9 protein-coding genes are annotated in these 11,256 nt (G+C 69.0%); 2 read left to right on the top strand and 7 right to left on the bottom strand.

The window, feature by feature from the left end:
* Positions 1 to 15 precede the first annotated feature (15 nt).
* From B5X82_RS16890 to B5X82_RS16860, 7 genes are all read right to left on the bottom strand, one after another.
* Positions 16 to 312 (bottom strand): DUF1330 domain-containing protein, encoded by a 297-nt coding sequence (locus B5X82_RS16890; RefSeq protein ID WP_079649344.1) that lies wholly within the window; start codon positions 310 to 312, stop codon positions 16 to 18.
* A 15-nt stretch (positions 313 to 327) separates the two neighbouring features.
* The gene (locus tag B5X82_RS16885; RefSeq protein ID WP_079649343.1) at positions 328 to 1,107 is read right to left on the bottom strand and encodes an enoyl-CoA hydratase/isomerase family protein; all 780 of its coding nucleotides are present in this window, start codon (positions 1,105 to 1,107) and stop codon (positions 328 to 330) included.
* An 11-nt stretch (positions 1,108 to 1,118) separates the two neighbouring features.
* Positions 1,119 to 1,832: an alpha/beta fold hydrolase gene (locus B5X82_RS16880; RefSeq protein WP_079649342.1), complete on the bottom strand. Its 714-nt coding sequence runs from the start codon at positions 1,830 to 1,832 to the stop codon at positions 1,119 to 1,121.
* Entirely contained in the window at positions 1,829 to 3,040 is a 1,212-nt protein-coding gene (locus B5X82_RS16875) for an ABC transporter substrate-binding protein (RefSeq protein ID WP_176152607.1), read from the bottom strand. The genes B5X82_RS16880 and B5X82_RS16875 overlap by 4 nt, the downstream gene beginning before the upstream one ends.
* Complete coding sequence (locus B5X82_RS16870; RefSeq protein ID WP_079649340.1) at positions 3,037 to 4,602, bottom strand: AMP-binding protein; 1,566 nt, start codon at positions 4,600 to 4,602, stop codon at positions 3,037 to 3,039. The genes B5X82_RS16875 and B5X82_RS16870 overlap by 4 nt, the downstream gene beginning before the upstream one ends.
* A gap of 38 nt (positions 4,603 to 4,640) precedes the next feature.
* Positions 4,641 to 6,863: a TonB-dependent receptor gene (locus B5X82_RS16865; RefSeq protein WP_139385125.1), complete on the bottom strand. Its 2,223-nt coding sequence runs from the start codon at positions 6,861 to 6,863 to the stop codon at positions 4,641 to 4,643.
* Positions 6,864 to 6,995: 132 nt separating this feature from the next.
* A complete protein-coding gene (locus B5X82_RS16860; protein WP_176152606.1) occupies positions 6,996 to 8,051 on the bottom strand; it encodes a helix-turn-helix domain-containing protein in 1,056 nt (351 codons plus the stop codon).
* Between the two features lie 104 nt (positions 8,052 to 8,155).
* Here B5X82_RS16860 and B5X82_RS16855 point away from each other — a divergent pair, with 104 nt between their 5' ends.
* Together B5X82_RS16855 and B5X82_RS16850 are read left to right on the top strand one after the other, a co-directional pair.
* A complete protein-coding gene (locus tag B5X82_RS16855) occupies positions 8,156 to 9,970 on the top strand; it encodes an ABCB family ABC transporter ATP-binding protein/permease (RefSeq protein ID WP_079649337.1) in 1,815 nt (604 codons plus the stop codon).
* Between the two features lie 199 nt (positions 9,971 to 10,169).
* Positions 10,170 to 11,240, top strand: a complete 1,071-nt coding sequence (locus B5X82_RS16850) for an acyltransferase family protein (protein WP_079649336.1) — start codon at positions 10,170 to 10,172, stop codon at positions 11,238 to 11,240.
* The last annotated feature ends 16 nt before the right edge of the window (positions 11,241 to 11,256 follow it).

Genomic DNA, 11,256 nt, shown 5'->3' with positions numbered 1-11,256 from the left:
GCCGCCGGTTCCGCCTCAGCGGTCCTCGCCCTCCATGATCACCAGCTCGCAGCCGTCGCACGCGGCGCGCCGGATCGCGGCCGCCTCCTGATATTCGGGCGAATTGTAGAAGGCGAGCGCGCTATCCACCGACGCGAAGCGGTGGAGGAAATAGCGGTCGAAATGCGTCGTCCCCTCGACGATGTGGACCTGGCCCGACCGCGCCAGCGTCTGATAGGGAAAGCGCTGGCCGATATCCCCGATGATCCGGGCATATTGGTCCTGCCCCTCCATGTCGCGCATCCGCGCGCGGGCGATCCAGTAAGCCGACATCGCTCTTCCTCCCTTTCATCGTCCCTTGAAATCGGGCGCCCGCTTCTCGGCGAAGGCGCGCAGGCCTTCCCGGAAATCCTCGGTCGCGAAGATCGCCTTGGCGCTTTCATAGGCGTGCGAGCCGAGCAGCCCTGGATCGACGAGGCCGGCGCGGCGGGCGAGGTTCTTCGCCGCCTGGATCGCGAGCGGCTGCTTGGCGGCGATCCGGCCGGCCATGGCGAGGGAGGTTTCCATCAGTTCGCCGGCCGGAACCACCCGGTTCACGAACCCCCACAGGTGGAGCTGCGCCGGACTCATCATGTCGCCGGTGTAGAGCAGCTCGGCGGCGATCTTGCGCGGCAGGACGGTCGGCGCGACGACCGCCGACACCGGCCCGAAGCCGACGAAATTGGCGTGGGCGTCGCCGATCCGCGCATCCTCCGCCGCGATGACGATGTCGGCGAAGCAGCAGATCTCGAACCCGCCGGCCGCCGCCACGCCGTTGACCGCGGCGATGACCGGCTTGGGGAATTCCTCCAGCCCGCGGAAGAAGCGCGGCGCCAGCGTGTAGAAGCGGTCGCGAAGCCCGGGGTCCTTCTCCCACTGGTCGAGCTGGCCGATGTCCGCCCCGACGCAGAAGGCGCGTCCCGATCCAGTGATGATCAGGACGCGGATCGCCGCGTCCTCGGCAGCCTCGGCCAGCGCCGCGTCGAGCGCCTCGATCATCGCGACGGTGATCGCGTTGAGCGCGTCGGGCCGATCGAGCGTGATCGTCGCGATCGACCCGGTCGTCTCATAGCGTATCGGTGCAGCCATTGGTTCGGTTCCTATGCGTTCAGCAGCATGTCCGCGAGCCGGTCGGGCGCATCGAGGGCGACCTCATGCCCGCAGGCGACGTCGATCGTCGACCAGCCGGCCCCGGCCTCGACCTTCGCCATCGGATCGAAGCCCAGCGCCGCATAGCCGGCCCATCCAGTCGCGCGGACATAGGTCTTGCGCGCGATCCTCTCCCAGGCGCCGGTGAGCTCGACCGGCTCGCAGAAGCATGGGAGCGGGTGCGGCGTGCAGAGCGCCTCGACCATCGCCATGTCGGCTTCGTTGAGGCCGAACAGCGTGGCGGAAAGCGGCGGCACCAGCCGGCCGCCATTGGCCGCCGCGGATCGCAGCAAGCCGGTCGCCACCTCCTCGGCCGCGCAGATGTCGAGCAGCGACTTGCCGGCCTCGGGCAGGATCGCGTCGAGGAACAGCAGCGCGGCGATCCGGTCCGGCATCGCGTCGGCGACCGCCGCCGCGACCATCCCGCCATAGGAATGGCCGCACAGCACGACATCGTCGAGCCCCTCCCACCGCAGGAGGTTGGCGACGTCGTCGACATGGGTGCGGAAACCGACCGGTCCCGCCGCCAGATGCGATCTCTCGCCAAGCCCGGTCAGGGTCGGGGCGAAGACGCGATGTCCGGACGCGCGCAGCAGCGCGGCGGTCCGCGCATAGCACCATCCGCCCCGCCAGGCGCCGTGGATCAGGACGAAGGTCTTGCTCATCGCCGCGCCTCCGATCCATGGCCGGCCCCGAGCTGCCGGCGCGACCAGTCGGACAGGGTGAAGCGCCCGTCCTTCACCCGGGCGACCGCGATGTCCGCCACGTCGAGCCCGGCATGGTCGTCGGCCGTGTAGCGATAGACGCCCTGCGGTGTCGCGAGGGTGAGCCCTTCGAGCGCGTCGCGGATCGCCGCCGGGCTGGCGCTGCCGCCGCGTTCGATCGCGGCGGCGATCAGCCGTATCGCGACATAGCCGTCGACCGCATATTGGGACGGGCCCTGGCCATGGTCGCGGCGGAAGCCGGCCGCCATAGCGCGGGCCGCGTCGCCGACCGCCGAGGCCGGCGCCTCGTCGGCGAGGGTGGCGATCGAGGTCGCGACGAACAGCCCTTCGGATGCCGCACCGGTTTCGCGCAGGAAGGCGCCGCTGGCGACGCCATGGCTCACCACCACCGGCAGGCCGACCTGCGCCGCCACATAGGCGCGGGTGAAGCCGACCGCCGGCGGACCGGTCAGCCACGCCATCACCGCCTGCGCGCTGCTGCCGCGAAGCGCGGCGATGGTCGCGCCGAAATCCTTGGTGTCGACGCGGACGGCCTGCTCCTCGACCAGCGCGATGCCGTAGCGATCGAGCAGGGTCCGCTGCTTCGCCCAGCCCGAGCTCGCGAAGCGGCTGTCGTGATCGTAGACGACTGCGAGGCGGGTGACGCCGCGATCGCGGAGGAAGCGGAGGAGCTGCTCCCCGACGAGCCGGCCGGCCAGCGAGGTCATGAAGACATGGGGCCGCACCGGATCGACCTGCCCGTCCGCGGCGCCGGTCGAGAGATAGGGGATTCCGGCCTGCTCGACATGCGGGATGATCGCGAGGCTGATGTTGGAGAAGGAGCTGCCGACGACGGCGGACGCGCCCGCGCCGACGAGGCGGGCAAGGGCGGCGATGCCGGGCTCGACCTGGGTCTGATCGTCCTCGACGTGCAGCTCCAGCCGGCGCCCGCCGAGCAGGCCGCCGGCCGCGTTGATCTCCGCCACCGCCTGCATCGCGCCATTCTCGCCTTCGCGCCCCGCCGGGTTGTTGCCGGTCCGCGAGGAGAGCTGGCCGATGACGATCGGCGGCAGGGCCTCGCGCGCCGCGGCCGGGCCGGCATGGGCCAGCGACAGCAGGCCGGCGAGCAGCGCCGCCACGCGCGACGGACGGGAGGAGCCTGTCGTCAATGGACCATCCTTTCCTGATCGGCCCAGAAGCGGCCGCGCAGCGCCTTCTTGTCGATCTTGCCGACGGCGGTCAGCGGCATCCGGTCGACGACATCCACAGTCTTGGGCGCCTGGTGCGCGCCCTTGCGCGCGCGGACCAGCTCGATCAGCCGGTCGGGATCCACCCGCTCGCCTGGCCGCGCGACGACCACCGCCTTCACCGCCTCGCCCCATCTGTCGTCGGGCACGCCGATCACGGCGACTGCCGATATCTCGGGCAGCTCGGCGATCACGTCCTCGATCTCGCGCGAATAGACGTTGAAGCCGCCGGTGATGATCATCTCCTTCTTGCGGTCGACGATATAGACGAAGCCGTCCTCGTCGACCGTGGCGAGATCGCCCGAATGGAGCCAGCCGTCCTTCAGCGCCTGCGCGGTCTCCTCAGGCCTGTGATGATAGCCCTTCATGATGCCGGGTCCGCGCACGCAGATCTCGCCGACCTCGCCCGGCGCCACCGGCCGGCCGTCCTCGCCGAGCACCTCGACCCGCATGCCGAGCACCGGCCGGCCGCAGGAGCGCAGCAGTTGCGGATTGCCCAGCGGATCATGCTCGTCCTTGCGCAGGGTGGTGGCGAAGGAGACGCACTCGCTCTGGCCATAGGCCTGCAGGAACACCGGCCCCATCGCCTCATGCGCTTCGGCGAGCCGGGCGGCGGACATCGGCGAGGAACCGTACATGATCGTCTCCAGCGAGGAGAGATCATGGTCCTCCGGACGGCCATGGTCGAGCAGCGAATAGAGCATCGTCGGGACGATGAAGCTCCAGTTGATCCGTTCCGCCTCGACGCAGGCGAGCCATTTCGCGGGATCGAAACCACGCTGAAACACCACCGTCCCGCCCCGGAACAGGGTCGGCACGATCGGCAGCACCCCGGCATGGGAGATCGGAGCGACCGCCAGGAAGCGGGGGTTCTCGGGCAAGCCCAGCGAGGTGGTGACGGTCTGCACCTGCTGCACCAGCGCCCGGTCGGGGATCTCGACGCCCTTCGACCGGCCGGTCGTGCCCCCGGTATAGGCGATCCAGTGGACGTCCTCCCGCCCGCAGGCGCGCCGTTCCAGGCGGCGGACCGGGAAGGGATCGGCCAGCGCGAGCAGGTCCTCCGCATCGCTATTGGGGCCGAGCGCCAGGATGTGGCGGACCGACGCCGCCCGCTGCCCGAGCGCCAGGCCGCGCTCCAGATAGGCGGGATGGACGACCAGCATGTCGACCGCCAGCTCGTCGCAGATGTGGAGATGATCGTCGACCGAGCCGAGCGGGTGCAACCCGGTGAAGGCCGCGCCGAGCAGGCAGGCCGCCATCTGCGCCATCCACGCCTCGGGCACGTTGACGGTGAGGATGGCGAGCGTCGCGCCGGGCCGCAGGCCGCGGGCGTGGAACAATTGCATGAACTGGCTGATCCGGGCCGCGCTCTGGGCGTAGCTGAGGCGCCGGTCGCCATCCACGAAGGCTTCGCGGCCCGGATAGCGGGTCAGCGCCTGCACGAGCAGGTCGGTATAGTTCACGTCGGACGTGGCGAGGGACAAGGGAAGGCCTTCCTGCACGATAAGGGGGTGGCTTGGGCTCACCAGTTCCAGGTCAGCTGCAGCGCGACGGTGCGCGGCGCCCCGGCGAGGCCGGCCGGAACCAGGCCGTTCGCGGCGACGGTGATCAGATATTGCTTGTCCGTCACGTTCTTCGCGACGATCCGCGCGCTCCAGCGGTCGTCCGCGCCGCGATAGCCGGCCGACAGGTTGATCAGGTCATAGGCCTTCTGGCTCATGATCAGCGCGTTGGACGGATCGTAATGGGCGCGGCTCTGCCAGTAATATTCGCCACGGACGAAGACCGTGCCGCTGCCCAGCGCATGCTCATATTGCGCGCTGGCGGACAGCGAGGAGCGCGGCGCGGCGGTCAGGCGGTTGCCGGTCGCGTCGAAGGTGTTGGTCGCGGCGTCGTAGCGCGGCGATCCCTGGACATAGGGGCGCAGCTGCGACGGGACGGCGGCATTGGGGAAGTGGCGATACTCGCTGTCGAGCAGCGCATAGTTGAAGGTGAAGGTCAGCCCATCCGCCGGCCGGGCGATCGTCTCGAGCTCGAGCCCCTTCACCCGGGCGCTGGCCGCGTTGCCGATCGCGACGACGCCCGGCGCCAGCAGCGACTGGATCTGCAGGTCCGAATAATCATAATAGAAGCCGGTCAGGTTGACCCGCAGCCGGCGGTCGAACCAGTCGCTCTTGAGGCCGGCCTCATAGCTCCAGATCGTCTCCGGATCGAAGGTCAGCGCCGCCAGGTTGGTGGCCGAGAAATTGGTGCCGCCGCTCTTGTAGCCGCGCGTGACCGAGGCATAGAGCATGACGTCGCGGGCGGCCTGCCAGTCGACGCTGACGCGGGGCGTCCAGGCGTGATAGTTGCGCGGCGGCGGCGACGCCGCGAAGCCGATCGTCGGCAAGGCCGGATCGAACGGCACCCGCATCAGCCTCTGGTCGATCCCGCGCCGGTCCTGCGTGTAGCGCAGGCCGAGGGTGAGGCCGAGCGCGTCGGTGAGGTGATAGGTCCCCTGCCCGAACAGAGCCTGCGACCGCACCCGCGCGACCGGGTTGACGGTGGTCTCGGTCGCCCGCGCCGGCGCCGTCACCGCGCTCGGCGGCGTCGTGTTGCGCAGGGTGCTGCGCTGCCATTCGCGGAAATAATAGGCGCCGAGCACGCCTTCGAAGCGCGGCAGGTCGATGCCCAGGTTGAGTTCCTGGCTGAACTGCTTCGACCGATCGGCCTGAAAACCATAGGTGCCGCGCAGCTCGGTCCCGTCGATGTCGACGTTCACGCGATAGGCGCTGCGCCGATAGGCGGTCAGCGACTTGAGCGTCAACACGTCGCTCAGCTCGACGTTGATCTCCTGGGATATGCCCCAGATGCGGGTCCGGCTGTTCTGCGGGCTGTCGAGCGCGGTGCGGCTATAGTCGCCGATCAGCGAGGTCGCGAGCGGCGCCGCCGCGACCGGCGCGAGCAGGTGCGAATAGGCGTCCATCCGCTCGAACGAACCGTTCCAGTCGAACCGGGTGATCGCCTCCACCGTGGCGCTCGGCGCGAAGCGGAGCTGGCCGCGCACGCCTTCACGGCGGGCATTGCCGACGTCCTTGCCGCCCGGCGCGATATTCTCGACGAAGCCGTCGCGGCGCAGGATGTTGCCGGCGATGCTCGCCTGGAGGACGCCGGGCACGATCGGCCCGCTGAGATAGGCCTGCGCCTGGACGAGGTCGTCGGTGCCGGCGCTGAGCTGTGCCCGTCCCTCGAAGCTGTCGGACGGCTTGCGCGAGATGATGTTGATCGTGCCGCCGACGGCGTTGCGGCCGTAGAGCGTCCCCTGCGGGCCGCGCAGCACCTCGATCCGGTCGACGTCGACGAAGTCGAGGAACTGGCCGAAGGCGCGGGCGATGTAGACGCCGTCCGACTGGACCGTCACGTCGGGATCGGAGCCGATGAACACATTGTTGCTGCCGATGCCGCGGATGTAGATCTGCGCGCTGGCGGTTGCCTGTCCGACGCTCAGGTTCGGCGTGGCCGAGACCAGGTCCTTGACGTTGACGATGCCCGACGCGTCGAGCTGCTCGGCCGAGAAGGCGGAGATCGCGATCGGCGTCCGCTGGAGCTGCGTCGCGCCGGTGCGGGTCGCGGTGACGACGATGTCCTGGATCGCCTGGCCGCCGGCATCGCCCTGCGCTTCCGCAGGCGCCTGCGCCTGGGCGCCGGCCCAGGCCAAGATCATCGCGGCGGTCGCCGCTCCCAGCTTCAACATCCTCGTCTTCACAGGCCCCTCCCTCCGCCACCCAGGCGGCCGTCGCCCGGTTCGGCGACGGTCCGTCCGCTGGTGCGTTGCTTATGCGGCCAATGTGGAGGGGCGACGGTCCGCTGTCTTTGGCCGATGCACCGGCTTGCTTGATCAATCGTCCGGCTTTTGCCCGCCGGCCGTCAGGCTCGACCGTCGCAGCGCGCCTGGCGGCGATCCGTTCCAGCGGCGGAAGGCGCGGTTGAAGGCGGCTTCCGACCCGTAGCCGATCATCTCCGCGATCTGCGCGATCGACATCTTGCCGTTCTCCAGCATGTCGGTCGCCCGCGCCATGCGGACCGCGGTCAGGAATTCGGTCGGGGTCATCTCCATCGCCGCGCGGAAGCGATCGGTGAAGGCGGAGCGCGACAGGCCGGCCGAGCGCGACATCGCCGCCAGCGTCCAGTTGAGGTTGGGCCGCGACTGGATCGCGCCGATCGCCTTGGCGATGAACGGATCGCGCAGGCCGCGCCCGAACCCCGGCCGCTTGTCGGCGAAATCGGCGAGGAAGGCGGACAGGCACTTGACGAGCAGCGCCTCCGCGAGCCGGGTCGCCGCCCCCTGCCCGGAAAGCCCTTCCTCCCCCTGCCCGATCACCTGCCGCAGGATCGCCTCGACGAATGGACCATGGCGGGTCGCGAAGCCGGGAAGATGGACGAACGGCGGCAATCCCCGCAGCAGCACCGCGGGCAGGCCATGATCGAAGAACAGCCGCAGCGCGGTGATCGCCACCACCGGATCGCCGGCCTCGGCTCCCGCGATGGTGAAGGGCGACGAGAAGAGCGACTTCCACCGCCCCTCGACCCCTTCGATGCCGCCGAGCACCTCTTCCAGCATGTCCTCCAGCGGCACGGGGGCGATACCGCGCCGTTCGGACAGGATGTAGCGCCCCGGATGCGGGAACAGCAGAATGTCCCCGGCCGACAGGTCGACCATCGTCGCCGGGTCGAAGGTGCCGCCGACGCATCGGCCGCGGGCGATGACGTAGAGCAGCGCGCACTCGTCCGGGACCGGGATCGAGGCCGACCAGGAGCCGCTGCCGATCGCGACGGTGCTGGCCAGCACCCCGGCGACGCGGACGCTGCGCAAGGCCTGGATCAGCGGCTCGCCCCGTTGCAGCAGGACGGGGTTGCCGATGATCGCCACATTCTCGTCGGTCGGATCGGACATGGCATTTTGAGTAATCCCAGTCCGCCGCTGGTCAAAGCGGCTTATCAGCAGCATCGCAGGATCGGCCTTCCGCTGGGCCGTCCCCATCCCTATCTTCGCCCGCGATGCCACCTGATCATGCTTCCCCCTCCGCCGCCCGCCCCGAACAGGGCTGGGCCACGCTCCGCCGCTTCCTGCCCTATCTCTGGCCGAAGGACGCGCCGGCGCTGCGCGCGCGGGTGGTGATCGCGCTGGTGCTGGTGCTCGCCGCGAAGGCGGCGGTGCTGCTGATGCCCTTCGCCTACAAGGCGGCGATCGACCGGATGGCGCCGGGGTTCGAGCCCGGCGTGATGATCGCGCTGGCGCTGGTCGCGGCCTATGCCGCCGCGCGCTTCGGCGGCGTGCTGTTCGACAATATGCGCAACGCCATCTTCGAACTGGTCGGCCAGGACGCCGGCCGCCGCCTCGCGGTCGAGGTGTTCGCGCAGCTCCACCGCCTGTCGCTGCGCTACCATCTCGAACGGCGCACCGGCGCGCTGACCAAGATCGTCGAGCGCGGCACCAAGAGCATCGATACGATGCTCTACTTCATGCTGTTCAACATCGGCCCGACCGTGTTCGAGCTGACCGCCGTCTGCATCATCTTCTTCGTGAAGTTCGGCACCGGGCTGGTCGCCGCGACGCTGAGCGCGATCGCCGCCTATATCCTGTTCACCCAGAAGATCACCGAATGGCGCGCCAAGATGCGGCGCGAGATGGTGGAGTTCGACACCCGCGCCTCGGCGCGCGCGGTCGACTCGCTGCTCAACTACGAGACGGTCAAATATTTCAGCGCCGAGCAGCGCGAGACCGACAATTACGGCCGGGCGGTCGCCGCCTATGCGCGCGCCGCGACCAAGAACGAAAGCTCGCTCGCCCTGCTCAACATCGGCCAGGCGCTGATCACCAACCTGATGATGGCGGGCGCGATGGGCTACAGCGTCTATGGCTGGAGCAAGGGCTGGTTCTCCCCCGGCGACGTGGTGTTCGTGAACACCATCCTGATGCAGCTGTTCCGTCCGCTCGACCTGCTCGGCATGGTCTATCGCGAGATTCGCCAGGGACTGATCGACATGGAGGCGATGTTCAAGCTTATCGATACGCCGGCCGAGGTGGTCGACGCGCCCGACGCGGTGCCGATCGCGGTAACCGGCGGGCTGGTCCGCTTCGAGGACGTCCATTTCGGCTATGATCCCGAACGGACGATCCTGAAGGGCGTCGATTTCGAGATCCGTCCCGGCGGCACCCTCGCCGTCGTCGGCCATTCGGGGGCGGGCAAGTCGACCCTCGCGCGCATCCTCTACCGCTTCTACGAGATCAGCGGCGGGCGGGTGACGATCGACGGCCAGGACATCGGCCACGTCACCCAGGCGTCATTGCGCCGCGCGATCGGCATCGTCCCGCAGGACACCGTGCTGTTCAACGACACGATCGGCTACAATATCGGCTATGGCCGCGAAGGCGCGACCCAGGCCGAGATCGAGGCGGCGGCAAGGGGCGCGGCGATCCACGACTTCATCCTGTCGCTGCCACAGGGCTACGACACCAAGGTCGGCGAACGCGGATTGAAGCTGTCGGGCGGGGAAAAGCAGCGGGTGGCGATCGCCCGCACCCTGCTCAAGAACCCGCCGATCCTGATCCTCGACGAGGCGACCAGCGCGCTCGACAGCCGCACCGAGGCCGACATCCAGGCGACGCTGCGCGGTGTCGAGCAGGGCCGCACGACGATCGTCATCGCCCACCGGCTGTCGACCATCGTCCATGCCGACGAGATATTGGTCCTCGAAGCCGGCCGCGTCGTCGAGCGCGGCACCCATGCCGAACTGATGGCGCGCGACGGGCTCTATGCCGACATGTGGATGCGCCAGGCGAGCGAGGCGGAGGAGAAGGAGGCGGCGTAAACGCTTCTGGCCGTCATCCCAGCGAAAGCTGGGATCTCCCTTCCCTTTTCCACCGCTGGTTGGAAGGGACACAAAGACAATGAGATCCCAGCTTTCGCTGGGATGGCGGCCTTTCAAGCCCTCTTCACCCATTCCCATATCTGTGGTGAAAGCGGGCAGGACCCCGGCCTTCGCCGGGGTGACGGGGGAATGATCAGGCGTGCAGGTCCGGCACGAACTTCGTCCGCTCACCTCGGCGCGCGGGATCGCGGCCTGGTATGTCGTGCTCTACCATATTCGCGAGCGCGCCGTCGGCTCGCTGCCCCCGGCGCTGATCGATTTCCTCGCCAAGGGCTATCTGGCGGTCGACTTCTTCTTCGTGTTGTCGGGCTTCGTCATCTGGCTCAACTATGGCCGGCTGCTCGGCGAGCATGGCGCCCGCGCGGTACCGCATTTCCTGTGGCGGCGGCTGGCGCGCATCTATCCGCTCCACCTGCTGATCCTGCTCGCCGCCGTCGCCTTCGCGGCGGTCTGCGTCGCCACAGGGCGCGGCATGCCGCAAGGCTATGCCTGGGACACGCTGCCCTTCCACCTGCTGCTGATGCAGAATTGGGGCTTCCTGCCGCTCGGCTGGAATGTCCCCGCCTGGTCGATCAGCTGCGAGCTGGGCGCCTATCTGCTGTTCCCGCTGCTGATCGCGGCGGTCGACTGGCAGCGGACGCCGACGCTGGTCCTGCTCGCCCTGCTCGCGCTGCTCATGGCGGGCCTGCACGGCCTGTTCTCCGTGATGGGCCAGCCCTTGCTGGGCAACGAGATCGCCCAACTCGGCCTGGCGCGCTGCCTGTTCGAATTCGGGATGGGGACCCTGGTCGCGGCGCTGTGGCTGCGCTGGCGCGAAGCGCCAAGGCGGCCCGCCACGATCGCCGCGCTGCTGTCCGTCATCGGAATCGCCGCCCGGCTGGCAGGCGCGCCCGAGACGCTCGCCTTGCCGTTCGTCTTCGTCACGCTGCTGCTGTTCCTGGCGCTGACGTCGGAGGGCCCCACACCGCTGAAGGGCCGCGTGATCCACTGGTTCGGCGAGATCAGCTATGCGACCTATCTGGCGCATTCGCTGCTGTTCCTGCTGTTCAAGATCCTGTTCGTCCAGGACGCGGGCGACGTGCCGCTGCCGCTGCTCGGCCTGTTCCTGCTGATCGTGCTGGCGGCGTCGGCGGCGCTCTACCACGGCTTCGAGCTGCCCGCGCAGAAATGGATGAACCGGCACGGGCCGAAACGGCCGGTCGAGCCATAATGTCTATACATTGATC

Source organism: Rhizorhabdus histidinilytica (genome assembly GCF_900167915.1).
GTDB lineage: Bacteria > Pseudomonadota > Alphaproteobacteria > Sphingomonadales > Sphingomonadaceae > Rhizorhabdus > Rhizorhabdus histidinilytica.
Note: the sequence above shows the minus strand (reverse complement) of the source record. Positions and strands in the feature narration are given on the sequence as shown.